The 24715-nt window shown below is 70.4% G+C and carries 24 protein-coding genes and 2 tRNA genes; 17 read left to right on the top strand and 9 right to left on the bottom strand.

Annotation, left to right across the window (positions count from 1 at the left end):
- Positions 1-100: 100 nt before the first annotated feature.
- The 4 genes from IE178_RS10020 to IE178_RS10035 all read left to right on the top strand — a co-directional run bounded on the left by IE178_RS10020 (position 101) and on the right by IE178_RS10035 (position 1627).
- A complete protein-coding gene (locus IE178_RS10020) occupies positions 101-415 on the top strand; it encodes a hypothetical protein (protein ID WP_193512001.1) in 315 nt (104 codons plus the stop codon).
- Between the two features lie 169 nt (positions 416-584).
- Positions 585-953 carry a WhiB family transcriptional regulator gene (locus IE178_RS10025; protein WP_193512002.1) on the top strand — a complete coding sequence of 123 codons (369 nt, stop codon included), beginning with the start codon at positions 585-587 and terminating at the stop codon, positions 951-953.
- Entirely contained in the window at positions 950-1279 is a 330-nt protein-coding gene (locus IE178_RS10030) for a putative WhiB-interacting protein (protein ID WP_184764683.1), read from the top strand. Before IE178_RS10025 ends, IE178_RS10030 begins: the two co-directional genes overlap by 4 nt.
- 135 nt (positions 1280-1414) lie before the next feature.
- Positions 1415-1627: a hypothetical protein gene (locus IE178_RS10035; protein WP_193512003.1), complete on the top strand. Its 213-nt coding sequence runs from the start codon at positions 1415-1417 to the stop codon at positions 1625-1627.
- Between the two features lie 46 nt (positions 1628-1673).
- Here the strand turns inward: IE178_RS10035 and IE178_RS10040 are convergent, their stop codons facing one another.
- On the bottom strand, positions 1674-3041 hold the full coding sequence (locus IE178_RS10040) for an ABC1 kinase family protein (protein ID WP_193512004.1): 1368 nt from the start codon (positions 3039-3041) through the stop codon (positions 1674-1676).
- Positions 3034-4272: a TOMM precursor leader peptide-binding protein gene (locus IE178_RS10045; RefSeq protein ID WP_184764680.1), complete on the bottom strand. Its 1239-nt coding sequence runs from the start codon at positions 4270-4272 to the stop codon at positions 3034-3036. Before IE178_RS10045 ends, IE178_RS10040 begins: the two co-directional genes overlap by 8 nt.
- Before the next feature lie 215 nt (positions 4273-4487).
- Between IE178_RS10045 and IE178_RS10050 the strand changes: the two genes are divergently transcribed.
- The 4 genes from IE178_RS10050 to IE178_RS10065 all read left to right on the top strand — a co-directional run bounded on the left by IE178_RS10050 (position 4488) and on the right by IE178_RS10065 (position 8419).
- On the top strand, positions 4488-5084 hold the full coding sequence (locus IE178_RS10050; protein ID WP_184764679.1) for a M48 metallopeptidase family protein: 597 nt from the start codon (positions 4488-4490) through the stop codon (positions 5082-5084).
- Positions 5085-5219: 135 nt separating this feature from the next.
- Positions 5220-6956 carry a TerD family protein gene (locus IE178_RS10055; protein ID WP_193512005.1) on the top strand — a complete coding sequence of 579 codons (1737 nt, stop codon included), beginning with the start codon at positions 5220-5222 and terminating at the stop codon, positions 6954-6956.
- A gap of 11 nt (positions 6957-6967) precedes the next feature.
- Complete coding sequence (locus IE178_RS10060; protein ID WP_184764677.1) at positions 6968-7648, top strand: AIM24 family protein; 681 nt, start codon at positions 6968-6970, stop codon at positions 7646-7648.
- Between the two features lie 15 nt (positions 7649-7663).
- A complete protein-coding gene (locus IE178_RS10065) occupies positions 7664-8419 on the top strand; it encodes an AIM24 family protein (RefSeq protein WP_184764676.1) in 756 nt (251 codons plus the stop codon).
- Between the two features lie 84 nt (positions 8420-8503).
- Here the strand turns inward: IE178_RS10065 and IE178_RS10070 are convergent, their stop codons facing one another.
- Both IE178_RS10070 and IE178_RS10075 read right to left on the bottom strand, forming a co-directional pair.
- The gene (locus IE178_RS10070) at positions 8504-9031 is read right to left on the bottom strand and encodes an NUDIX hydrolase (protein WP_193512006.1); all 528 of its coding nucleotides are present in this window, start codon (positions 9029-9031) and stop codon (positions 8504-8506) included.
- The gene (locus tag IE178_RS10075) at positions 9028-10467 is read right to left on the bottom strand and encodes a zinc-dependent metalloprotease (RefSeq protein WP_193512007.1); all 1440 of its coding nucleotides are present in this window, start codon (positions 10465-10467) and stop codon (positions 9028-9030) included. Before IE178_RS10075 ends, IE178_RS10070 begins: the two co-directional genes overlap by 4 nt.
- 192 nt (positions 10468-10659) lie before the next feature.
- Here IE178_RS10075 and IE178_RS10080 point away from each other — a divergent pair, with 192 nt between their 5' ends.
- The 3 genes from IE178_RS10080 to IE178_RS10090 all read left to right on the top strand — a co-directional run bounded on the left by IE178_RS10080 (position 10660) and on the right by IE178_RS10090 (position 13934).
- On the top strand, positions 10660-11772 hold the full coding sequence (locus IE178_RS10080; RefSeq protein WP_193512008.1) for an SDR family oxidoreductase: 1113 nt from the start codon (positions 10660-10662) through the stop codon (positions 11770-11772).
- 133 nt (positions 11773-11905) lie between these two features.
- Positions 11906-12364 carry a molybdenum cofactor biosynthesis protein MoaE gene (locus IE178_RS10085; protein ID WP_184764672.1) on the top strand — a complete coding sequence of 153 codons (459 nt, stop codon included), beginning with the start codon at positions 11906-11908 and terminating at the stop codon, positions 12362-12364.
- Between the two features lie 475 nt (positions 12365-12839).
- Positions 12840-13934: a YlbL family protein gene (locus IE178_RS10090; protein ID WP_193512009.1), complete on the top strand. Its 1095-nt coding sequence runs from the start codon at positions 12840-12842 to the stop codon at positions 13932-13934.
- Positions 13935-13951: 17 nt separating this feature from the next.
- Here the strand turns inward: IE178_RS10090 and IE178_RS10095 are convergent, their stop codons facing one another.
- Positions 13952-14494: a PPA1309 family protein gene (locus IE178_RS10095; protein WP_244972034.1), complete on the bottom strand. Its 543-nt coding sequence runs from the start codon at positions 14492-14494 to the stop codon at positions 13952-13954.
- 164 nt (positions 14495-14658) lie between these two features.
- On the opposite strand from IE178_RS10095, the gene IE178_RS10100 reads away from it, so the two are divergent.
- The 4 genes from IE178_RS10100 (at position 14659) to IE178_RS10115 (ending at position 19898) form a co-directional block, all read left to right on the top strand.
- A complete protein-coding gene (locus IE178_RS10100; protein WP_318279972.1) occupies positions 14659-17580 on the top strand; it encodes a UPF0182 family membrane protein in 2922 nt (973 codons plus the stop codon).
- Between the two features lie 55 nt (positions 17581-17635).
- A tRNA-Met gene (locus IE178_RS10105) sits at positions 17636-17709 on the top strand.
- Between the two features lie 223 nt (positions 17710-17932).
- Positions 17933-19750, top strand: a complete 1818-nt coding sequence (locus IE178_RS10110) for a tetratricopeptide repeat protein (protein WP_193512011.1) — start codon at positions 17933-17935, stop codon at positions 19748-19750.
- Between the two features lie 74 nt (positions 19751-19824).
- Positions 19825-19898: transfer RNA gene (locus IE178_RS10115), tRNA-Met, on the top strand.
- Positions 19899-20042: 144 nt separating this feature from the next.
- Here IE178_RS10115 and IE178_RS10120 read toward each other — a convergent pair.
- Entirely contained in the window at positions 20043-20456 is a 414-nt protein-coding gene (locus tag IE178_RS10120) for a Fur family transcriptional regulator (protein ID WP_184764667.1), read from the bottom strand.
- Positions 20457-20599: 143 nt separating this feature from the next.
- Between IE178_RS10120 and IE178_RS10125 the strand changes: the two genes are divergently transcribed.
- The gene (locus tag IE178_RS10125) at positions 20600-22051 is read left to right on the top strand and encodes a catalase (protein ID WP_313663956.1); all 1452 of its coding nucleotides are present in this window, start codon (positions 20600-20602) and stop codon (positions 22049-22051) included.
- A 69-nt stretch (positions 22052-22120) separates the two neighbouring features.
- Here IE178_RS10125 and IE178_RS10130 read toward each other — a convergent pair whose 3' ends face one another.
- Positions 22121-22522: a CBS domain-containing protein gene (locus tag IE178_RS10130; protein WP_184764665.1), complete on the bottom strand. Its 402-nt coding sequence runs from the start codon at positions 22520-22522 to the stop codon at positions 22121-22123.
- A gap of 205 nt (positions 22523-22727) precedes the next feature.
- Positions 22728-23528: a histidinol-phosphatase gene (gene hisN, locus IE178_RS10135; RefSeq protein ID WP_184764664.1), complete on the bottom strand. Its 801-nt coding sequence runs from the start codon at positions 23526-23528 to the stop codon at positions 22728-22730.
- A gap of 120 nt (positions 23529-23648) precedes the next feature.
- Here hisN and IE178_RS10140 point away from each other — a divergent pair, with 120 nt between their 5' ends.
- Positions 23649-24248 (top strand): TetR/AcrR family transcriptional regulator, encoded by a 600-nt coding sequence (locus IE178_RS10140; RefSeq protein ID WP_193512012.1) that lies wholly within the window; start codon positions 23649-23651, stop codon positions 24246-24248.
- Positions 24249-24278: 30 nt separating this feature from the next.
- On the opposite strand, the gene IE178_RS10145 is transcribed toward IE178_RS10140, so the two are convergent.
- Positions 24279-24602 carry a DMT family transporter gene (locus tag IE178_RS10145; RefSeq protein ID WP_184764662.1) on the bottom strand — a complete coding sequence of 108 codons (324 nt, stop codon included), beginning with the start codon at positions 24600-24602 and terminating at the stop codon, positions 24279-24281.
- Positions 24603-24715 lie beyond the last annotated feature (113 nt).

The following is a 24715-nucleotide window of genomic DNA, read 5'->3' on the forward strand; positions in this document are numbered from 1 at the left end:
GAACAGCGGCCTTCTCGGAGGCGCTGATTCCGTGTTGTACTTGCATATCCGCGGACTGGCTCACCCCAGTCCCCCGAGACGCCGAGAGGAGGCGAGTCCAGTGATCAGCATCAACAACAGCTCCATCGTCAAAATGACCGATCGCTCGGCCGTCTCCCTGTGCATGCTCGGCGCCTCCAACCAGGGCACCGGTCTGTCCGGCATTCGTGCCGCACGCCCGGCGTCCTCCCTTGCTTGCTCGGCTCCTGCCGTCCGTGAGCGCGATGAGCGACCGACCGGGGCACTGGAAGCAGTAGTGGCACAGGCGCAGGCCTATGCCTTTGCGGCGGCCGGTGCCGGATTCCGGAAGCAGACGACGCAGCACCACCTGATGTGGGCCTTCCGTGGGCCAGAACCCTGGAGTGATCCAGCCTGATTCGATCAGGCCGGCGCCTTCAGGGCCGCGGAACCCCATCCGGGATCCGCGGCCCTTCTGTTTTCCCCGAACGGGGAGGCAGAAGAAGCGCCTCGGGACAAGAAAAGAACCCGGCTCAAGCCGCCACCCGGCCAACCGGCCGGAAACGACCAGACGAGGAAGACGACCCGTGCAACTCGAAGCGCACGTCCCGTCCGTACCGCCTTCCGACACGATCCCCAAGCCCGGCTCCACGGAGGACCCGACCTTGACTCCGCTCACCGCGCTCACCGCGCTCGACGACGCCATCGAGAACCTCGGCGTACCCGTCCCGTGCCGCTCCTACGACCCGGAGGTCTTCTTCGCCGAGTCGCCGGCGGACGTCGAGTACGCCAAGTCCCTCTGCCGTACCTGCCCGCTGGTCGAGGCCTGCCTCGCCGGCGCCAAGGAGCGGCGTGAGCCCTGGGGCGTCTGGGGTGGCGAGCTGTTCGTCCAGGGTGTCGTCGTCGCTCGTAAGCGGCCGCGTGGCCGCCCGCGCAAGAACCCGGTCATGGCATGAACACCAACACCCCAGGAACGATCGACCGTCCCCTCACGCACGACCCCCAGAAGCAGGCCCCGATGATGCCGTCCACTCACGAGCCCGCAGGCTCCGCGACCGAAGACTTCACGACCCGTGGTGCGAACGACTCGCGCCAGAACAGGAACCGAGAGATGCAACTCATCCCAGAAGCCCTGGCACGTGCGCGAATGCACGAGCGAATGCAGGAGGCGCAGCGGGAGCGCCAGGCCATGCGCCTGGTGACCGCTCGCCGGATGCAGCGCCGGGCCGAGCGCGCCTCCCTGCGCGCCCGCCGCGCGCTCGCCATGGCGGTCATGCAGTAACCGATCCGATCCCAAGCGGTGGCCTCCCCCAGCCGGAGGCCCAGCTCTCCCCCGGGGGCCGGTCCGTGTGAACGGACCGGCCCCCGGGTCGCGTTGTGTCGGGCGGGCCGTCGGGAACGGCGTCATGGTCGCCGGGTGACGAGTCATCAACCCGGTGGCGGTGAGGACAACGGCTCCGTGGCGGAGCCGGAGCCGCTGGTGTGTGCCCGCTGCGGCACCCGCGCGGAGGGCCCGCGGCCGACCTGGACCTTCTCCGTGGAGAGCGGTGCCTGTCGCCACTACTGCGAGAGGTGCTCCCGCGACCATCTGCGGGTGATCGAGGGCCGTCTGGACTCGCAGTGGTGGTGAGGGCGGCAGACTTCGCCGGCGGTGTGCCCGCCGTCCCCGGCGCAGGTCAGGCCTGGGCGGCGGACTCCTTGGCCGTCGGCTCCTCCGGGACGAACGTCGGCAGCCATTCCTCCAGTTCCTCCCGCAGCCGCACCGTCGCGTTCAACTGGCAGAGCACGCCGATGGTGCTCAGGGTCACCCGGTGGATGAGGAGGTAGGCCGGGGGCAGGTTGAGCTGCTTGGCCAGCTGGGAAGCGGGGGAGCGGGGGTCGGCTATCCGGGCCGCCTGGCTCCGCATCCAGCCGCGGGTGAAGGTGAACTCGTCGACCCGGGCCGGCTCGATGATCGGCAGGAGGTAGTCGAGAACGGCGTCGGGGTCCAGCTCCATCGACTCCTTGACGAAGCCCTCCGCGCACAGCATCTCGTAGACGGCTTCGGCATCGCCGTCCAGCGTCATGCGCAGGGCCTCGCCGATGGGCTCGGGCAGCCCGCCCGGGAGCCGGTCGACGGTGCCGAAGTCCAGTACGCCGAGGCGCCAGTCGTCCTTGCCGTCCGGACCGCCGGGCAGCAGACGGAAGTTCCCCGGATGCGGGTCGGCATGCAGCAGACCGGTGCGGGCGGGGCCGGAGAACAGGAAGCGGGCCAGCAACTGTCCGGCCCGGTCGCGCTGTTCCTCGGTGCCGTCCGCGATGATCTCCGACAGCGGTGTGCCGTCCATCCACTCGGTGACCAGTACCTGCTCGCACTGGTGGACCACGTTCGGCACGACGACGTCGGGGTCGCCCGCGAACTCCTCGGCGTGGGCCCGCTGGGCCTGGGCCTCCAGGCCGTAGTCCAGCTCTTCCGAGACACGGTCCTTGAGCTCCGTGATCAGCGGCTTGACGTCCATGCCCGGGATCAGCGGACCCAGCAGACGGGCGAAGCGGCTCAGCTGGTTCAGGTCGGACAGCAGGGCCTCGCCGGCGCCCGGATACTGCACCTTGACCGCAACCTCGCGGCCGTCGTGCCACACCCCCCGGTGCACCTGGCCGATCGAGGCCGCCGCGGCCGGCTTGTCCTCGAACTCCAGGAACAGCTCGTTCCAGCCTGCACCCAGCCGCTCCTCCAGCACCCCGTGCACGGTGCGGGTCGGCATCGGCGGGGCCGCCTCCTGCAGCTTGGTCAGCGCCGCACGGTAGGGTCCGGCGACCTCCTCCGGCAGGGCCGACTCGAAGACCGACAGGGCCTGGCCGAACTTCATCGCACCGCCCTTGAGCTCGCCGAGCACCTTGAAGAGCTGCTCGGCGGTGCGCTGCTGAAGCTCGCGGCCGACGATCTCCGCGGACTCGCCCACGATCCGCTTGCCGAGTCCCCAGGTCGCCCGCCCGGCGAAGCCGAGCGGGAGCGCGGCCAGCTTGGCGGTCCGGGTGACCGCCTTCCGGGGAAGATCAGACATGCGCCCTCCAAGTCCCTGCCGGCCGCTCCGCGTCCGCCTGACGGCGCCACGCCTGCGACGGCCCGTGGACGGCCATTGTCTCGTGCGGCCCCCCATCCTCGGAGGTGTGTTCTCCCTTACCTTTCTTCTTACCTTTCTCCGGGCTTCGCCCCGCCGCTCCGCAGGGGCAGTCGGGATGGGGCCGGACCGGTCGCGCGTGCCAGTGCAGTCCGGGAACGGAGACCTCCCAACGGGCCTCGGCGCTGGACGGAAGTCCGCCGTCCAGGAAAGCCAGCGCGTGCGCCGCCGCCAGTCCCGCCACGGTCGTGGCCAGCGTCAGGTCACAGGCACCCACCCGGCGCTGCCGGCCGGAGCGCCACTGGGCGGCCAGGCGCGGCCAGGCCGGGTCCCGGTCGGTGCGGTCCTGCTGGAGACAGCCCGCACAGCTGGTCTCGCCGGGCAGGACGAGCGGACCGACCACACCGGTTCCCTCCACGACGCCGACGTAGAGATGGGGTGTGCCCGAGGACAGCAGGGGTTCGGCGGCCGACGGGTCGGGCGCGTGCACGGCGACATCGTCCCGTGGGGCGAGGATCACCAGACAGAAGCCGGGATCGCCTTCGTCGAGGGGCGACAGGGTGCCCCGGCGCGGTGGCCGGTCCGGCGCCGCCCGGCGTACGGCGCGGCGGGCCGCTTCGTCCCTGCGGTCGCCGACGGCCTCGACGGGCAGTCCGCCCGGCGCGACGTCCCACGGTTCGACCCGCCCCACGTCGCGCACGTCGACGTGGCCCACCCCGGCACCTGACAACAGTGTCGCGAGTGCCGCGCCCACCCGGCCCGCGCCTCTCACCTGCACCCGCGTGCTGCGACGGGCCGCCAGCCGGCGGAGCGGATCGCCCGGTTCGGACGTGGTCAGGCTCAGCGAGGCCAGGTCAGGGCGGAGCCGGTCGAGGACCTCGGGTTTCTCCCGCAGCGCGTCGGCGGCCGGCCCGCCGCCCCGGGAGTCGTCCAGGAGCCCGGCCCGCGACAGCCGCCGTACGAGCCGGTCGGCATGACCCTCGGGCAGATCCATGCGCCGCCCCTCCTCCCGCAGGAGCTCGAGCCCGCGGGTGCCGTTGAGCAGATCGAGGAAGCTGCCCGTGGCCGTGTCCATCGGGCCCAGTGTCAACGCGTGCGCCGGTGTCATGCCGAACTGCACGGTGTTGAGATCGCGCCATCCGCGCCTGAGCGCGGGCTTGACCATCGGATGCATGACAGGCCCCCGTATGTCCTGGATCGTCCCCTGGAGAGGCCGAGCCCGTTCGTGGTTCGGCCGACGCATGCCAGCATGCCGGGACGTGCCGAAAGCCGCCGAAAGTTGTCCACAGGCGAGGGAACTCGTCGTACAAATCCGGCGCACGGTGGGGGATCACCGTCGAACGGTCCCGGAGCCAAGACTTCCCCGTGTGCAGCGGGTAACGTCGAGGCGTGCCCGCCGACCCACTGCACCGCTCCGGAATGCCACAGCGCAGCACGACGAGCCAGCCGACGAACGGCTCACGGGCGAGCGCGATCGAGGTCCGCAGGAGCGCCCGTCGACGCAGAACGGTCTCCGCGTACCGCGAGGGTGATCGCACCGTCGTGCTCATCCCCGCCCGGATGTCCGAGGCGGAGGAGCAGCGCTGGGTGAACGTCATGCTCGACAAGCTGGCCGCCCAGGAGAGCCGGCGGGAGCTCGGGGACGCCGAGCTGGCCGAGCGCGCCCGGCGGCTGTCGGACCAGTACTTCGACGGGCGGGCCAGACCTGCCTCCGTGCGCTGGGTGACCAACCAGAACACGCGCTGGGGCTCGTGCACCCCGTCAGAGGCGAGCATCCGTCTGTCGCACCGGCTGCAGGGCATGCCCGAGTACGTGGTCGACTATGTCCTGTGCCACGAGCTGGCCCATCTGCTGGTGCCCGGGCACGGGCCCCGCTTCTGGCGACTGCTGGAGGCGTATCCGAGGACCGAGCGGGCCCGCGGCTACCTCGAGGGGGTCGTCGCGGCCGATCGGCTGCCCCATGCTCCGGGTGCGCGTGATGAGTGAGCACCGCCCGGGGTGAGCACGCCGTAGGCCATTCGCGCGTTGTGTACCGGGTCTGTACCGACTTCATCCGGTGTCCGAGTTTGCCGTTAGCCTGGCGCGACGCACTCACATTCGGGATGGGGGACGGTCGTACGTATGGCCAGGGAATTCCAACGCGGCCACAAGGCCAGGATCAGTGACCTCACGGCGGGCACGGATCTGTACGTAGGTGTGCAGATCTCGGGCCCGGGGCTGACCTTCGACATCAGCTGCTTCGGTCTTGACGCCGACGAACGGCTCTCGGACGACCGGTACTTCATTTTCTACAACCAGCCGAAGTCCCCCGAGGAGTCCATCCAGCTCCTGGGCGCCCAGGCGGGCGACACGGAGTCCTTCCGCGTGACGCTGGACCGGATCCCGCAGCAGATCAGGAAGCTCTCCTTCACGGCGACGCTCGACGGCGCCGGGCAGATGTCACAGATCGGTCCCGGGTACATCCGTATCGTCGCGGGCGGCGAGGAAGTGGCCCGGTACCCGTTCAGCGGCCCGGAGTTCTCGACCGAGCGGGCCGTGATGCTGGGCGACTTCTACTTCAAGGACGTGTGGCGTTTCGCCGCCGTCGGACAGGGCTTCGACGGCGGACTCGACGCGCTGCTGAGGAACTTCGGCGGCGAGGTGGCCGAGGAAGAGCCGGCCGCCCCTCAGCAGCAGCCGCAGGCGGGCGCGGCCGCACCCGGCTTCGCGCCGCCCGCCCAGGCCACCGCGCCGCCCGCGTTCGGCGCACCCGGCGGCGCCCCCACGCCCGCCCCGGCAGCCACACCCGCCCCTGCTCCCGCTCCCGTGCCTCCTCCTGCCCCGGCCCCCGCGCCCCAGCCCGCCGCGCAGGGTTTCGCGCCGCCGCCGGGCGCCACCCCGCCTCAGGTGCACACCGCGCCGACCATTGTCGCGCCCCTGAACACCCCGCCCGGCGGGTCCCCGGTGCTGCCCCCGGCGCCGGCGCCCGCGCCCTACGGCCAGCCGGGCCACCAGCCGCCGCCGTACGGCCGGACCGCCCCGCCACCCCCGGGCTATGCCCAGCCCCAGGCGCCCGCCCCGCCGCCCGGTTACGGCCAGCCGATGCCCCCTCCCGGCTACGGACACCAGCCCCCGCCCGGACAACTGCCGGGCCAGCAGGCGCCTTACGGTGCGCCCCAAGGCGCGCCCCAGGGCGCTCCTCACGGCGCACCGCAAGGCCCCGGCGTGCTCGGCGCGCTCCAGCAGTTCAAGGAGACGCCCACCGGGCAGCGCTGGACCCAGCAGAACAAGAAGCTCGTCCGCGTCGACCTCGGCATCGGCGGGCAGCCGGTGCTGGCCCGGCAGGGCAGCATGGTGCTCTACCAGGGCAAGGTCGACTTCAGTTACAAGGGCGCCGGGTTCTCCGGCCGGATCGTGGGCAACGCCACCGGCCAGGAGATGCAGCTGATGCGCTGCACGGGCCAGGGCCAGGTGTTCTTCGCCGAGAACTCCACGATGCTCCACCCGATCGAGCTCCAGGGCGACGCCGTGTGCGTCTCCGCCGAGAACGTCCTCGCCTTCGACGAGGGCCTGCAGTACGAGGTCCGCCGTATCGAGGGACACGGCATCCCCGGCGGCGCCCTGTTCACGATGCAGTTCCAGGGGACCGGCACCATCGTCGTGAAGACCCACGGCATCCCCGTGGTGCTGCCGGTCACGCCCACCACGTTCGCCGACTGCAACGCCGTGGTCGCCTGGTCGGCCGCCTCCCAGGTGGTCGTCTCCAGCCAGGTGCGGATGCGCCGCAACTCCTACCCCGGTGACACGGGGGAGAGCGTCAACCTCCAGTTCCGGGGCGCCCCCGGCAACTTCATCGTCGTCCAGCCGTACGAGATCTGAGGGAGCCCGTCATGAACCAGCCACTCGCGGGCTACGCCCCCGCCCCCGTCGCCGCCCGCATGGAGAACCACGGCAACCACATGGCGAAGATCGCCATGCAGACCGGGAACGACCTCCTCGCGCGCGTGGGATCGATGGTCGCCTACGAAGGGTTCGTCCAGTACGAGCCCAACCCGCCCGCCGTACGCCAGATCGCCAAGGACTGGCTCACCGGCGAGGGCGCGCCCCTGATGAAGTGCTCCGGCGACGGACTGCTCTACCTCGCCGACTACGGCGCGAACGTCGTGGTGATCAACCTCAACGGCGACGGCATCTCCGTCAACGCCACCAACCTGCTCGCCTTCGACGCCCATCTGACGTGGGGCGTGGAGCGGGTGAAGGGCCTGGCGAAGTTCGCCGGACAGGGCCTGTGGAACACCAGGATCTCCGGCCAGGGCTGGGTCGCGCTGACCTCGCGCGGCAAGCCGATCGTCGTCGACTGCGGTGGCGGCGACGACGAGACGTACGTCGACCCGGACGCCCTGGTCGCCTGGTCCCCGAACCTCAAGGTGAAGGGCAAGCGCAGTTTCCGGGCCCAGTCGCTGATCGGCCGCGGCAGTGGCGAGGCCTACCAGATGGCCTTCTCCGGTCAGGGCATCGTCGTCGTCCAGCCCAGTGAGGACAGCACCGACCGTCTCCGGGTCCGGGGCTGAGGGGGAGCAACACACATGCAGAGCCCGCTTTTCGCCCACAACGACCAGCAGACCCATGAGCGCTGGAGTCTGCAGAACAAGCAGATGCTCCGCGTCGCCCTGGAGGGCCACGACGACATCCTCGCCCGCAAGGGCACGATGGTCGCCTACCAGGGACTCGTCGAATTCGACGCCGAGTACCAGGGCAACGAGCAGTCACGCGCGCGAGCGCACACCGGTGAGGGCCTCGACCTGATGCGCTGCCACGGGCAGGGCACGGTCTATCTCGCCAACCTCGCCCAACGCGTCCACGTCATGGAGGTGGAGCAGGACGGGCTGACGGTCGACAGCAGCTATGTGCTCGCGATGGACTCCTCGCTCCATCACGAGGTCATCGCCGTCGACAGCCTGTACGGCATCTCCGGCTCCGGGAAGTACCAGCTCAACATCACCGGCCGCGGCAAGGTCGCCCTGATGACGTCGGGCATGCCGCTGCTGATGCAGGTGACACCGGACAAGTACGTCAACTGCGACGCCGACGCGATCGTCGCCTGGTCCACCTCGCTGCGCGTGCAGATGCAGGCCCAGACGCACTCCTCCGGGGTGTGGCGGCGCCGTGCCAACACCGGGGAGGGCTGGGAGCTCAGCTTCATGGGCAGCGGCTTCGCCCTCGTCCAGCCCAGCGAGCTGCTGCCGCCGCAGGGCGCCCAGATCGGATCGGGCGTCGCCGCGCAGTACGGCATGGGACAGCAGGGTGCCCGAGGGCAGAACCAGGGCAACGTCTGGAGCTGACCGCCCGGCACCGGGACCGAGGTAAGGGGCGACCGTCCTGGAGGTCGCCCCTTACACGTATCGCGGTCGCGTCGTAGCCGTACGTCAGACGTCCAGTCTCGCCCGGGTCGCCTCGACCAGACGGAGGACCGACCCGTCGGCCACCTCCGCGACCTCTTCGTAGGAGAACCAGCGCAGGTCGAGGGACTCCTCGCTGATCGCGTGCGCGGCGTCCGGTGCGGCCACGGCCGCGTACTGGACGTCGAAGTGGCAGTGGCAGGGCGGCGGGATCGGATGCCGGTCCAGCCGCACGGGTCCGCCCGCGAGGAGCGTCAGGCCCGTGATGCCGGACTCCTCCGTCGCCTCCCGCAGGGCCGCCGCGGCGAGTGACGCGTCCCCCGGCTCGCAGTGCCCGCCCATCTGGAGCCACATGCGCAGCTTCCTGTGCAGGGTCAGCAGCACTCGGCCGCGCTCCGGGTCCACGACCAGCGCACTCGCCGTGACATGGCCCGCGTGGCAGGCCTTCCACATGCCGTCCGGATGGGCCTCCAGATGGTCCAGGTAGGCCTGGCGCAGCTGGGGCTGGTCCTCGTACCGCTTGAGCACGAGGACCGCGTCGTCGTGCAGGCTCACTGGGTGTCGTCGTCCTTGTTCTCGCTCTCGCCCTCGCCCTTCTTCTTCCGGAGGTCGGGCTTGTCGGCGGCCTCGCCGAGCATCTTGTCGAGCTCGGAGAAGTCGATCTGCTCGCGGTGCACGAAGCCGTCCGGGTCGTCCAGGTCGGTGGCCGTCGGCAGCATGTCCGGGTGGGCCCACAGGGCGTCCCGGCCGTCGACACCGCGCGCGTCGGTGAGCGAGGCCCACAGACGGGAGGCGTCGCGCAGCCGGCGCGGGCGCAGCTCCAGACCGATCAGCGTGGCGAACGTCTGCTCGGCGGGGCCGCCCGAGGCTCGGCGGCGGCGCAGCGTCTCACGCAGTGCGTCGGCCGACGACAGCCGGGGCTTGGCCGCCGCGTGCACCACCGCGTCCACCCAGCCCTCGACGAGCGCCAGCGCCGTCTCCAGACGGGCCAGGGCGGCCTTCTGCTCCGGCGTGTCCTCCGGCTGGAACATGCCCTGCTGGAGGGCCTCCTGCAGCTGCTCGGGATTCTGCGGGTCGAACTGGCCGACGACGTCCTCCAGCTTGCCGGTGTCGACCTTGATCCCGCGCGCGTAGCCGTCGACGGCGCCGAAGAGGTGTGAGCGCAGCCACGGGACGTGCGCGAACAGGCGCTGGTGGGCGGCCTCGCGCAGGGCGAGGTACAGCCGCACCTCCTCCTGCGGCACTCCCAGGTCCTTGCCGAACGTCGCGATGTTCAGCGGCAGCAGCGCGGCCTTGCCGGCCGGACCGAGCGGGAGGCCGATGTCGGACGAGCCGACGACCTCACCGGCGAGCACGCCGACGGCCTGCCCGATCTGCGTGCCGAACATGGCGCCGCCCATGGAGCGCATCATGCCGATCAGCGGGCCGGCCATGGCCTGCATCTCCTCCGGCAGGACGTCGCCCATCGCGTTCCCGACGCGCTCGGCGACCGGGTCGACCAGTTCCCGCCACGCCGGGAGGGTGGCCTCGACCCACTCCGCGCGGCTCCAGGCCACGGCGGAGTGGGCGCCCGACGGCAGGGAGGTCGCGTCGTCCAGCCACAGGTCGGCCAGGCGGACGGCGTCCTCCACGGCCTTGCGGTCGGCGGGGCCGACGCTCGCGTCCTTCGAGCCCTCGGCGGTGCCCTGGGAGACCGTCTGCCGGGCGATCTGCTTGGCCATGTCCCAGTTCACCGGCCCGCCCTCGTAGGAGAGCATCTGGCCGAGCTGCTGGAACGCGGCGCCCAGGTCGTTGGGGTTCAGGGACCCGAACATCGCGGCGAACGGATTGTCCGCGCCCGGGCCGCCAAAGCCTCCGGCTCCGGACATGCCGAAACCGAACGGGTTGGCCGGGCCCTGACCACCGCCGCTCTGCGGGTCCTTCTTCTTGCCTTCGTCGCCGTCGTCCGGCTCCTCCGGCGGAAGGCCGAATCCGAATGGGGTGTCACTCACGGGTTTCCTCGGCTGGTAGGGCCACCGGTTCTTTCCGGCGGCACGGCTGCCCGACAACACCACTCAGCGTAGACACCTGAAGCGGTTCGGGCCTCGGTGCTTCGCCGACAGAGGGCCTGCGGCAGGATGGATGCCACCTGGTACGTACGCGTCGCACGCGCTCGTACTGAAGACAACCTCTGGAGACGCCCGGTGAGTTCCCCAGATCCGCAGGTTCGCGCAGCGCGAAACCAGTCAACCAGCCCCGCGGCGCGCGGGCCCGTCGTCGCGGTCACCGGCGCCGCGTCCGGCGTCGGCGCACTGCTCACCGGGCGGCTCGCCGCCTCGGAGGAGATCAAGCAGGTCATCGCCATCGACGAGCGGCGCGGCGAGTGCGCTGAGGCGCGCTGGCACATCCTGGACGTACGGGACCCGGCCATCGCGGACAAGCTGCGCGGGGCCGACGTGGTGGTCCATCTGGCCCTCGACCTCGATCTGGAGACCGATGCAGCCGCCCGAACGGCCTACAACCTGCGGGGAACGCAGACCGTACTGACGGCCGCCGCGGCCGCAGGCGTGCACCGGGTCGTGCTGTGCACCTCCACGATGGTCTACGGGGCGCTGCCGGACAACGAGCTGCCCCTGTCGGAGGACGCGGAACTGCGGGCCACGGCGGAGGCCACGGGCGTCGGCGACCTTCTGGAGATCGAGCGGCTCGCGCGCCGGGCGCCGCGGGCGCACCCCGGACTCAATGTCACCGTGGTACGCCCGGCCGTGCTGGTGGGCGGCACCGACACCGCGCTGACCAGGTACTTCGAGTCGCCCCGGCTGCTCGTGGTGGCCGGATCGCGGCCCGCGTGGCAGTTCTGTCACGTCGAGGATCTGTGCAGCGCCCTGGAGTACGCCGTGCTGGAGAAGGTCGACGGCGAGCTGGCCGTCGGCTGCGACGGATGGCTGGAGCAGGAGGAGGTCGAGGAGCTCAGCGGGATCCGGCGGATGGAGCTGCCGTCGGCGGTCGCGCTGGGCGCGGCGGCCCGGCTGCACCGGATCGGGCTCACCCCGTCCCCGGCGGGGGATCTGGCCTACACGATGTACCCCTGGGTGGTCAGCGGGAGCCGGCTGCACGACGCCGGGTGGCGGCCCGCGTACGCCAACGAGGAGGTGCTGGCGGAGCTGCTGGAGGAGGTCTCCGGCAGGCACACGGTCGCCGGCCGGCGGCTGGGGCGCAAGGACGCGACGGCGGCGGGCGCCGCGGGAGCGACGGTGGCCCTGCTGGGCGCGGCGGCGGTGGTACGGCGGGCGCGCAAGGCCCGGCGGCGGATCTGACCACCGCCGGAGCCGGCCGGGCGGGTGTCCGCCGGGCGGAGCCGGACCGCTCGGAGGAGACTCGGAACCGGCACGCGCGCGTGCCGTGCGACAGCCATTCCGCGTTGTCGTCGCCGTGAGGCACGATGGGGACATGGCATCCACGCACGATCACCCGGGTGAGCAGGCAGCACAGGACCCGATCAAGCTGATCGCGATCCGCGACACGCCGCTGTCCGTGGACGAGATCCTCCAGGCCGTCGGGGACGACGCCGCCGGCGGGACGGCGCTGTTCGTGGGGACCGTGCGCAACCACGACGGGGGCGCCGACGTCGACGAGCTCGGCTATTCGTGTCACCCCAGCGCCGAGGACGAGATGCGGCGGATCGCCGAGAAGGTCGCCGCCGACCACCCCGTGCGCGCGCTGGCCGCCGTGCACCGGGTGGGGGACCTCAGGGTCGGGGACCTCGCCGTCGTCGTCGGCGTGTCGTGCCCGCACCGGGGCGAGGCCTTCGAGGCCTGCCGGAAGCTGATCGACGACCTCAAGCACGAGGTACCCATCTGGAAGCACCAGAGGTTCTCCGACGGGACAGAAGAATGGGTCGGCGCGTAGCGCCGTCCTTCAAGGGTGGTGGGCGGGTGGGCGCGTAGCGCCGTCGTTCGGGGGTGGGGGGCGGGTGACGGGTGGGTGGGCCGGTGCCTGCCGAGGAGGCCACCGAACCTCCGGTTGCGTAACCGCACCCCTGCCGTGAGCGTTGTCAGTGTGGATGGTTAATCTGCTGATCAGTCAGTTGCGGACGCTCATGGGGTTGGGAGGTCGGCATGGCGGCGCTTGCCTGGTTGCTGATTCCGCTTGTGGCTGCGATCGGCGCGGGACTCTGGGGCAGTTGGGCCAATCGGACGCGCAAGATGCGAAGCGACGGGCCCGAACTCATCGGTTACGCCCGATTCCGCGAAGCCATGGAACGGCCGCGCTCGGGTAGCTGAAGGCCGAAGAACAGCAGGTCGTCGGCGTACTCGGCGTGCGGGGCCGCCCGTCCGGGCGGCCCTGACGGTGTGCTGACAGACCGGTCCCGTACTGTCGAGGCATGCCACGCCGCACTGCGACGATGCTCGCCTCCACCCTGATGCTGATCGCGCTCCTGTGCGCGGGAGTGTTCCTTCCCGTGCCCTATTCGGAGATGTCCCCGGGGCCGACGGTGAACACGCTGGGTGACCACGACGGCGAGCCGGTGCTGCGTATCACCGGGCGCAAGACCTATCCGACGGACGGTCATCTCAACATGACCACGGTGCGGGTCACCAGCGCCGAGTACCGCATGAACCTCGTCGAGGCCGTCTACGGGTGGCTCGCGCACGACAACAAGGTCGTGCCGCACGACACCCTCTACCCCGACGGCAAGACGGAGGAGGAGTCCACCCAGGAGAACGCCGAGGAGTTCAGTCAGTCCCAGGAGAGCGCCAAGGTCGCGGCGCTGAAGGAGCTCGACGTCCCGGTGAGGTCCTGGGTGATCGTCTCCACGGTCGTCAAGGGATCCCCGGCGGAGGACAAGCTGCACGCGGGCGACGTGATCAAGGCCGTGGACGGCAGGACGGTGAAGGAGCCGGCCGACGTCGCCGAGCTGGTGACCGAGCACAAGCCCGGCCAGGACGTCGTCTTCACGATCGTGCCCGCCAAGGAGCAGGCGGCCGCGGAGAAGGAGAAGCGGACGCCGACGAAGACCGAGAAGATCACGATCACCACCACGACCTCCGAGGACGGCGGCGAGCCGCGCGCCATCGTCGGGATCTCCGCCGGGACCGACCACACCTTCCCGTTCACCGTCGACATCAAGCTCGCCGACGTCGGAGGGCCGAGCGCGGGTCTGATGTTCGCCCTCGGCATCTACGACAAGCTCACCCCGGGCAGCCTGACCGGCGGCGCCTTCGTCGCCGGCACCGGCACGATCGACGACAACGGCAAGGTCGGGCCGATCGGCGGGATCGAGATGAAGACGGTCGGCGCGCGCGCCAAGGGCGCCCGGTACTTCCTCACGCCCGCCGACAACTGCGCGTCCGCCGCCAAGGACACCCCCGAGGGTCTGACCCTCGTGAAGGTGAACACCATCGACGACGCCCTGGGCGCTCTGAAGGACATCCGTTCCGGCGACACCGCCGACCTGCCGGAGTGCGCGGCGTCCTGACCGGGTGACCGGGCCGGCTACTCCTCGAACGTCGCCTTCAGCGCCTCCGCCAGGCCGGGCACCAGGTCGGAACCGGTGAGGACTTCCGTGGGGGAGTCCTTCTCGCGCAGCCGGAGGGCCGACTCGCGGGCACCGTCGCGCAGCACCGCGACCGTCATGCGGACCTCCTGACGCTCCGGGTGCTCAGCCACCCATTTCGTCAGCGCCGCCCCGTTCAGATCCTTCGGGACCTGGGCCTCCGCGGACGGCGGCAGCATCAGCCGCTCCACGGTCAGGGCGCAGCCGGCCACCGCGTCGGGCCAGGCGATGGTGCCCAGGAACTCGTCCAGCGGTTTGCCCGTTGGAACCTCGTCCTGCTCGATCGGGGTGAAAGCGGTCGTCTCCTGCTCGCCCTCCAGACCGAGCCGGCCCGCGAGCGAGGGCTGCTCGGCCCGCAGCCGGGCGGTGTCTACGAGGGCGAACAGACGGGCGGGCTGGTCCCAGCCGAGGCCGGAGACGTACTCGTCGATCTCGAGCACGGCCCGGGTGAGCGGGCTTGCCGCCATGGGTGTGTTGGACATGGTCACAATCCTCTCTCGTTCCTGGCCGGAATCGGGAACCGAGTAAAGCGTGAGTAAGTTGCATAGGTGTGGGCCCGCGATCACGGGGGACCACACACGGCCCGTGAAGACGCGGGCTCGACGAATCAACAGCGAACTTCGAGGTGCCTACCTTGGCTTTCCAGATGCCGGACCGCGGCGGAGGCCCGACGGGGCCACGGATCAGAGTGGGCCGCCCGTCCCGGCGGGTCCGGACCCTGCTCATGACACTGGGCGTCCTGGCCGTCCTCGGCATGGTGTTCACCATGTTCGCGGGCTTCTGGACCGACTGGCTGTGGTACCGCTCGGTCGACTACTCGTCGGTGTTCACGACGACCCTGTGGACCAAGATCGGACTCTTCTTCGTCTTCGGTCTGCTGATGGCCCTCGCGGTCGGCTTCAACGTCTGGCTGGCGCACCGGATGCGGCCGCCGCTGAGCGCCATGTCGATGGAGCAGCAGAACCTCGACCGGTACCGGATGGGCATCGCCCCGTACAAGAAGTGGCTGCTGCTCGGGATCACCGCGCTGGTGGGCCTGATCGCCGGCGCCTCGGCGTCGAGCCAGTGGCGTACCTGGCTGATGTGGGTCAACGGCGTGTCCTTCGGCCAGAAGGACCCGCAGTTCAAGCTCGACGTCTCCTTCTACGCCTTCGACCTGCCCTGGTACCGGTTCCTGCTCGGCTTCGGCTTCGCCGCCACGATCCTGGCGCTGATCGCCGCCGCGCTGACCCACTACCTGTACGGCGGGCTGCGCATCACCAGCCCGGGCGCGCGCGCCACGGCCGCGGCCACCGGGCACCTGTCGGTGCTCCTCGGTGTCTTCGTCGCCCTGAAGGCGGTCGCGTACTGGCTCGACCGGTACGGACTCGCGGTGAAGTCCAGCGACTTCAAGGCGACCGACAGCTGGACCGGCCTGCGGTACGTCGACGCGAACGCCTATCTGCCGGCCAAGACGATCCTGTTCTGCATCGCCGTGATCTGCGCGCTGCTGTTCTTCGCCACCCTGTGGCGGCGCACCTGGCAGCTGCCCGTGATCGGCTTCGGTCTGATGGTGCTGTCGGCGATCCTCATCGGCGGCCTGTACCCGGCGATCGTGCAGAAGTTCCAGGTCCAGCCGAACGAGCAGGCCAAGGAAGCGCCGTACGTCGAGAAGAACCTCAAGGCCACGCGTGAGGCCTACGGCATCGACGACTCGCAGGTCACCGAATATCCGGGCACGAGCCAGACCGAGGACAAGACCCAGCTGCGGGACGACGTCACCGACACGGCCAGCATCCGGATCATGGACCCGAACATCGTCTCGCCGACGTTCCAGCAGCTCCAGCAGATCAGGAACTACTACGCGTTCCCGACCAACCTGGACGTCGACCGGTACACCAAGGACGGCAAGGACCAGGACACGGTCATCGGTCTGCGTGAGCTGAACCTCAACGGCATCCCCAAGCGGAACTGGATCAACGACCACTTCCGGTACACGCACGGATACGGAGTCGTCGCCGCCGAGGGCACCAGCGCCGACGCAGGCGGCCGCCCGGCGTTCACCGAGTCCGACCTGCCGTCCAAGGGCGACCTCGGGGCGTACGAGCAGCGCGTCTACTACGGCGAGCGGACGACGACGTACTCGATCGTCGGCGGTCCCCAGAAGGAGATCGACTACTCCGACGACAGCGGCGAGAAGACGTACAGCTACGAGGGCGACAGCGGGGTCAGTCTCTCCAGCCCGGTCAACCGGGCCGCCTACGCGGTCGCGTTCAGCGAGCCGCAGATCCTCTACTCCGGCGCGATCGGCGACGGTTCGCGGATCCTGTACAACCGCACGCCCAAGGAGCGCGTCGAGGCGATCGCCCCGTGGCTGACCATCGACGGCGACGCCTATCCGGCCGTCGTGAACAACCGCATCCAGTGGATCGTCGACGCCTACACGACCACCAACGGCTATCCGTACGCGTCGCGGACGACCCTCGGTGACACCACGGCCGACTCGCTGACCGCCACCAACGACCAGCGCGCGGTGGTGGCCCAGCAGAACCAGGTCAACTACATCCGCAACTCGGTGAAGGCGACCGTCGACGCGTACAGCGGCGAGGTCAAGCTCTACCAGTGGGACACCCAGGACCCCGTCCTGAAGACCTGGATGAAGGCCTTCCCGGACACGGTGGAGCCGAAGAGCGAGATCTCCGGCGACCTGATGGCCCATCTGCGGTACCCGCAGGACCTGTTCAAGGTGCAGCGCGAGCTGCTGACCCGCTACCACGTGAAGGACGCCACCACGTTCCTCTCGGGCAGCGAGGTGTGGCAGGTGCCGGACGACCCGACCAACAAGACGGGCGACGCGGTGCCTCCGTACTACCTGAGCATGAAGATGCCCGACCAGAAGGAACAGACCTTCTCGCTCACCACGACGTTGACGCCGAACGGCCGTGACAACCTCAGCGCCTTCATGGCGGTGAACGCCGATCCGGGCACCGAGGACTACGGCAAGATCAGAGTGCTGAAACTGCCGACGAGCACCACCGCCGCCGGACCCAAACAGATCCAGAGCCAGTTCAACTCCGAACAGGACATCGCCGAGTCCATCAGGTTGCTGAGAGGCGGCGACTCCGAGGTCGAGTACGGCAATCTCCTGGCCGTCCCGCTCGACGGAGGCCTGCTCTACGTGGAGCCGGTCTACGTACGCGGTGGTGGACTGAAGTACCCCCTGCTGCGGAAGGTGCTGGTGACCTACGGAGGCCAGACCGCGTTCGAGGACACCCTCGAGCAGGCTCTGGACAAGATCTTCGGAGGTGAGGGCGCGGCCACCGAGCCGCCACCGGGCGAGGACGAGGGCACCCAGCCACCGCCCCCATCCGACAACCCCACGGTCCAAGAGGCCCTGCACGACGCCCAGGACGCCTTCGAGGCCGGCCAGGAAGCCCTGAAGAAGAACGACTGGGAGGCCTACGGCAAGGCGCAGAAGGACCTGGAGGACGCGTTGCGCAGGGCTGAAGAGGCCCAGTCGGCCGAAGGGGGCGGCGGCGCCGGCGGCGGGGACAGCAGTCCCGGTCCCGACGCGAGCCCGAGCAGTTAGCGAGCAGGCTGGTCAAAGGCCCCTCCCGCGCCGTGCTACGGTTGGAACACAACGGCGCGGGGTGGAGCAGCTCGGTAGCTCGCTGGGCTCATAACCCAGAGGTCGCAGGTTCAAATCCTGTCCCCGCTACTGAAGTCGCGAAAGCGACACCATGAAGGCCCGGATTCCTTGAGGAATCCGGGCCTTCGTGGTGTGCGAACTCATGTGCCCCGGGCAGACGACGGCCGTGCCGCCGACGGGAGTTGGGAGATCTGTGTTTGACTTGTCTCTCTGTGGGCATGTCGACAAAACGCTGAAGTGACCTCACTGACTGCGGTATACCAGGTGTACCCAGGTTGCAGGTGGTGCGACGATGGATGTTATGGGGGACAAGGCAACTCTGTTCGGGACAGGGCGTTTTGTGCAGTCCTCCTATCGGGAGGAACCCCGCGACGAGACGGGGGAAGCCGCCGACGAAGCGGCCGAGGAGCTGCGTCAGAGGCTCGCCGCGGAGGCCGGCGACGTCGAGGCGATGAGCGTCCTCGGTGCCATGCTGCTGCGTCGTGGTGATCTCGACGGAGCCGAACCCCATCTGCGTGCCGCCACCGCCGCGGGCGACCGCGCCGCCGCCAACAACCTGGGCGTCCTGCTGCACCAGCGGGGCTACGCCGACGAGGCCGCCGGATGGTGGCGGATCGCCGCCGTCGCCGGTTCCACCGCCGCGGCGCACGCGCTCGGCCGCCACCACCGGGAGCGCGGCGACGAGCCCGCCGCCGAGTACTGGCTGCGCCAGTCCGCCGAGCAGGGCCACACCCTCGGTGCGTACGCCCTCGCCGACCTGCTGGAACACCGCGGGGACACGGACGGGACCGAGCGCTGGATGCGGGTCGCCGCCGAGCGGGGGCACCGCGAAGGGGCGTACCGGCTGGCCCGCGCACTGGACCGCAAGGCCGCGCGGGAGGCCGACGACGACGGCGTCCCGCTGGTCGCGGAGGCCGAGCAGTGGTACCGGCAGGCCGCCGCGCGCGGACACCGCAGGGCCGCGCTGCACCTCGGGGCGATCCTGGAGAAGCGCGGCGAACTCAAGGAGGCCGGCCGCTGGTATCTGACCTCCGCCAAGGACGGAGAGGCACGGGCCGCCTGCGCGCTCGGCTTCCTGCTGCGCGACGCCGGGGACACGGAGAACGCCGCCGTGTGGTGGCTGCGGGCCGCCCAGCACGGCGACGGCAACGCCGCCAACGCGCTGGGCGCGCTGCACGCGGAGCGGGGCGAGACCCAGACCGCCGAGCGCTGGTACCGGGCCGCGATGGACGCCGGTGACGTCAACGGCGCGTACAACCTCGGGCTGCTCTGCGCCGAGCAGGGCCGCACGGCCCAGGCCGAGCAGTGGTACCGCCGGGCCGCCTACGCCGGTCACCGCGAGGCGGCGAACGCGCTGGCGATCCTGCTGCTGCGGGCGGGGGACGAGACCGGCGCGGAGCCGTGGTTCTCCAAGGCCGCGGAGGCCGGCAGTGTGGACGCCGCCTTCAACCTGGGCATCCTGCACGCGGGCCGGGGTGAGGAGCGTGCCGCGCTGCGCTGGTACGAGCGGGCGGCCGCCGCCGGGCACACCGAGGCGGCGCTCCAGGTCGGCATGGCGCGGCTGCGGGACGGCGACGAGAGCGAGGCGGAGCGGTTCCTGCGGTGTGCCGCGGGCGGCGGCAGTGCCGAGGCCGCGTACCGGCTGGCGACCGTGCTGGACGCCCGCAGACCGCCCGAGCCCGCGCACGAGCTGGGGGAGCCGGTGAACCGGCGCAGCGAGTGCGAGGAGTGGTACGAGCGCGCGGCCTGCCAGGGGCACCGCCGTGCCCAGGTGCGCGTCGGCATGCTCGCCGCGGCCCGGGGCGACGTGGTCGAGGCGGCACGCTGGTACCGGGAGGCCGCCGAGGCCGGCTCCCGCAACGGCGCCTTCAACCTGGGCCTGCTGCTGGCCCGCGAGGGCAGCGAGCCCGAGGCGGCCGTCTGGTGGACCCGTGCGGCCGACGCCGGCCACGGCCGTGCGGCGCTGCGCCTCGCGCTCGTCTACGCGCGACGCGGCGAGCTCGCCGAGGGCCAGTGCTGGGCCGACCGGGCGGCGGCCCTCGGCCCCGCGGCGGTCACCGAACGCGCCACCCGCCTGCGCGACGCCCTGCGCCAGGAACTGTCGGCGTGACGCCACGCCGCGGTGACCTCCGGAAAAGCGATTTGCTTCTGTCCGCGTCCTTGACGTAACGTTGCATTCATCGACGCGGGGTGGAGCAGCTCGGTAGCTCGCTGGGCTCATAACCCAGAGGTCGCAGGTTCAAATCCTGTCCCCGCTACTGAAGTCCGAGGGCCGGAATCCGAAAGGGTTCCGGCCCTCGGTGCGTTGTGCCGTTCGTCACCGGCTGATCGGTGCGGCACCGGCACGAAGGAAAGCCCCGCCACCCATCGGTGCCGGGGCTTACGCCTTGGGTGAGTGTCGCCTACGCCGCACAGTTCGGGCAGAGCCCGCGGTACGTCACCTCGACGTCGGAGACCGTGAAACCGAAGCGCTCCGTGTCGGGGAGGTCGGCCAGCGGATTGCCGGTCGGGTGGACGTCGCGGATCGCGCCGCACCGCGCGCACACCAGGTGGTGGTGCGGACGGTGGGCGTTGGGGTCGTATCGCTTGGCCCGCTTGTCCGTGGCGACCTCCAGCACCTCACCGAGCGAGACCAGCTCGCCCAGGGTGTTGTAGACGGTCGCCCGGGAGATCTCGGGCAGCTTGGCGACAGCCCTGGCGTGCACCTCGTCGGCCGTCAGGTGGACGTGTTCGCCGTCGAGGACCTCGGCCACGACACGGCGCTGCGCGGTCATCCGCCATCCACGTCCGCGGAGCCGTTCCAGAAGGTCACTCATAGGCACCAGCCTAACAGCAAGGGGACCAGGTCCCGAATGGGTGTGACTTTGGAGCTTTACTTGACTTAGACATTGTCCATTGTAGGATCGAGTTCGGATGTAGCCAAGGATCGGATCGATCAGTAATGACGCAGGAGGCGCACGTGACGCAGGGACCGCTTACTACGGAGGCCGGTGCCCCGGTAGCCGACAACCAGAACAGCGAGACCGCGGGCGTCGGTGGCCCGGTCCTCGTGCAGGACCAGCTCCTGCTGGAGAAGCTCGCCCACTTCAACCGTGAGCGCATCCCGGAGCGTGTCGTGCATGCCCGTGGTGCCGGTGCCTACGGCACCTTCACGGTCACCGCCGATGTCACGCGCTACACCAGGGCCGCGTTCCTCTCCGAGGTCGGCAAGCAGACGGAGACCTTCCTGCGCTTCTCGACGGTGGCCGGCAACCTCGGTGCCGCGGACGCCGTGCGCGACCCGCGCGGTTTCGCGCTGAAGTTCTACACCGAGGAGGGCAACTACGACCTCGTCGGCAACAACACCCCGGTGTTCTTCATCCGGGACGCCATCAAGTTCCCCGACTTCATCCACACCCAGAAGCGCGATCCGTACACCGGCTCGCAGGAGGCGGACAACGTCTTCGACTTCTGGGGCCTGTCGCCCGAGTCGACGCACCAGGTGACCTGGCTGTTCGGTGACCGCGGCATCCCGGCGTCCTACCGTCACATGGACGGCTTCGGCTCGCACACCTACCAGTGGAACAACGAGGCCGGCGAGGCCTTCTGGGTCAAGTACCACTTCAAGACCGACCAGGGCATCAAGAACCTGACCGCCGAGGAGGCCGAGATCCTCGCGGGCAAGGACCCCGACTCGCACCAGCGGGATCTGCGTGAGGCCATCGAGCGCGGCGACTTCCCGTCCTGGACCGTCTACGTGCAGGTGATGCCGGCGGCCGAGGCGGCGACGTACCGCTTCAACCCGTTCGACCTGACCAAGGTCTGGCCGCACGCGGACTACCCGCTGATCGAGTTCGGCAAGCTGGAGCTCAACCGCAACCCGGAGAACATCTTCGCCGAGGTCGAGCAGTCCATCTTCAGCCCCGCCCACTTCGTGCCGGGCATCGGTCCCTCCCCGGACAAGATGCTCCAGGGCCGCCTCTTCGCGTACGGCGACGCCCACCGCTACCGCGTCGGCATCAACGCCGACCACCTGCCGGTGAACCGCCCGCACGCCACCGAGGCGCGCACCCACTCCCGTGACGGCTACCTCTACGACGGCCGCCACAAGGGCGCGAAGAACTACGAGCCGAACAGCTTCGGCGGCCCGTTCCAGACGGACCGTGCGCTGTGGCAGCCCGTCACGGTCACCGGGGTCACCGGTGAGACGGTCACGCCCGTACACGCCGAGGACAACGACTTCGTGCAGGCGGGCAACCTGTACCGGCTGATGTCGGAGGACGAGAAGGAGCGCCTGGTCAAGAACCTGGCGAACGCCATCTCGGGAGTCACGCGCGACGACATCGCCGATCGTGCGATCAACAACTTCCGTCAGGCGGACGGAGACTTCGGCAAGCGGCTGGAGGCCGCGGTCCAGGCCCTGCGCGGCTGATCCCAGCGCTGGACCGCTTGTCGGACGGCGGGCCGGATCCCTTCGGGGTCCGGCCCGTCCCGCATGTCACTACGCCGGCACGTGCTGGGCCCGCTGCCGCTTTGGTGCCCAGCAGCGGATGATGTCGCGGACCGAGACGACACCGGCGGGCTCACCCCGGTCGAGGACGATCAGATGGCGGAAACCGCCGTGGGTCATGGCGGTGGCGGCCTCCTCCAGGGTCCAGGACGGGGCGGCGAAGACGACGTCGGTGGTGGTGTGGGCGTGGGCGCGCTCGTAGTCCGGATCCTGGCCGCGCCCCACGGAGTTGAGGACGTCCCGCTCGGTGAGGATGCCGATGCCGGTGCCGTCGGGATCGAGGACCACGGCCGCGCCCACCCGGCGGGTGGACATCAGGGCGGCGGCCTGGCGGAGGGTGTGGGCGGGGCCGATGGTGAGGACCACGGTGCTCATGGCGTCACGGACGAGCATGGATGGAGCCACCTCCTACCGGAAACCGCGCGGTCGCCGGACACGGGGGTCCGCCGGTTCACGGTTTCACAAATGCACAAGTGGGGGACTCTCAGAGTGGCAGGCAAAGCGAGGGTCAACAAGAGGGCGCGCGCGGCTGGTTGGGGGCGCACACGCGGATCACGGGCCTGCCCGGCGCATCACGCCGGACAGCTCCTCGTGTCGCTCAGTACCGCTGGTTGAGATACCCCAGCAACTCGTCGTGCAGCAGGCCGTTCGAGGCGGCCGCGTTGCCGCTGTGCGGTCCGGGGCGGCCGTCGAGGCCGGTGAAGGAGCCGCCGGCCTCCGTGACCACGATGGCGGTGGCCGCCATGTCCCAGAGCGACAACTCCGGCTCCGCGCACAGGTCCACCGACCCCTCGGCGACCATCATGTACGGCCAGAAGTCGCCGTACGCGCGCGTGCGCCACACCTCGCGGGTGAGGTCCAGGAAGCCGTCCAGCCGGCCCTGCTCCTCCCAGCCGCTGAGCGAGGAGTACGCGAAGGAGGCGTCGGAAATATTGGAGACGCGGGAGACCCGCAGCCGGGTGGCCGACGACAGACTGCGCCCGGCGAAGGCGCCGTGGCCCTGCGCGGCCCACCAGCGGCGGCCGAGGGCGGGGGCGGAGACGACGCCGACGACCGGCTGGAAGCCGGTCTCGCCCGCCTCCATCAGGGAGATCAGGGTGGCCCACACGGGGACACCGCGGACGTAGTTCTTGGTGCCGTCGATCGGATCGATCACCCAGCGGCGCGGCCCCGTGCCCGCCACCCCGTACTCCTCGCCCAGGACCGCGTCCCTCGGGCGGGCGCGCTGGAGATGGCCGCGGATGAGCTCCTCCGCGGCCTTGTCGGCCTCACTCACCGGCGTCATGTCCGGTTTGGTCTCGACCTTGAGGTCGAGGGCCTTGAACCGGTCCATCGTCGCGGCGTCGGCGGCGTCCGCGAGGACGTGGGCGAGACGCAGGTCGTCGAGGTAGTCGGGCATGCAACGAACGGTATCTGCCGAGGTCGGTATGGGGCTACCGGGGGCCCGCGAACCCTTGACAGCCCCCGACGGCGCGTCACATCCGAACCGCGGGGCCGGCCGCTCGCCCCGAAGGAGGCGATGATGCCCGCGGCGCGGGAATCCCTGCTGGACGCCGCATACACGGCACTCGCGCGTCGGCCGTGGCCGACGGTGCGGATGGTGGACGTCGCCGCCTCGGCCGGAGTCTCCCGGCAGACGCTTTACAACGAGTTCGGCGGCAAGGACGGTCTCGCCAGGGCCCTCGTCCGCAGGGAGGCCGACGGCTACCTCGCCGGAGTCGACCGCGCGCTCACCGGTCCCACCGAACCACGGGACCGTCTGACCGCGACCGCCGAGTGGACCACCTCCAGCGCCCAGGACAACGCCCTGGTCCGCGCCCTGCTCACCGGCTGCTGGAGCGAGCGCCTGCCCTGCCCGCCCCTCTCGGCCGTGCCGTCCGCCTCCGCCGCGCCCGCGCAGCGCCGCGCCGACGGCCCGCTGCCCTCACCCGCCGACCTCGTCGCCCTCGTCCGCGACCGTGCCGTCGCCGTCCTGGCCGGCCCCGGCGTTCCCCTTGCCGACACCGCCGAGCCGGCCCGGTCCTGCGAGCTCGTGGTCCGTCTCGCCCTGTCCCGCGTCGCCGCGCCACCGGCCGGCAACCGCGTCGCCGACCTGGTGCGCGGCGCCCTGCACCGGTAACCGGTGCCGTTGAAGACGGGGGGTGGACGATCAGTGCGAGGACCCCGACAACTGCAGTCCGATCACCCCGACGATCACCAAGGTGATCGACACGATCTTCAGCGTGGATACCAGGTCCCCGAGGAACACCATCCCGTAGATGGCCGTCCCCGCCGCACCGATACCCGTCCACACCGCGTACGCGGGGCCCACGTCCAGCTTCTTCAGTGCCAGGGTCAGCAGTCCGAAGCTGCCCAGCGCGAACGCGCAGAACGCGATGGTCGGCCACAGCCGGGTGAAGCCGTGCGACAGCTTCAGACACACGGCGAACCCGGTCTCGAGCAACCCGGCCACTACGACCAGCAGCCACGCCATGTGTCGTCCTTCCGCAATCGCCACGTACAGTGACCGCTTCGCCAGGTTCGGCAGGTTTCGGGTCCGGCTCGGTGCGATTATGCACTTACCGCCCGCACGCCATGACAAACAAC

This window comes from Streptomyces griseoloalbus, from assembly GCA_014650015.1.
GTDB lineage: Bacteria > Actinomycetota > Actinomycetes > Streptomycetales > Streptomycetaceae > Streptomyces > Streptomyces griseoloalbus.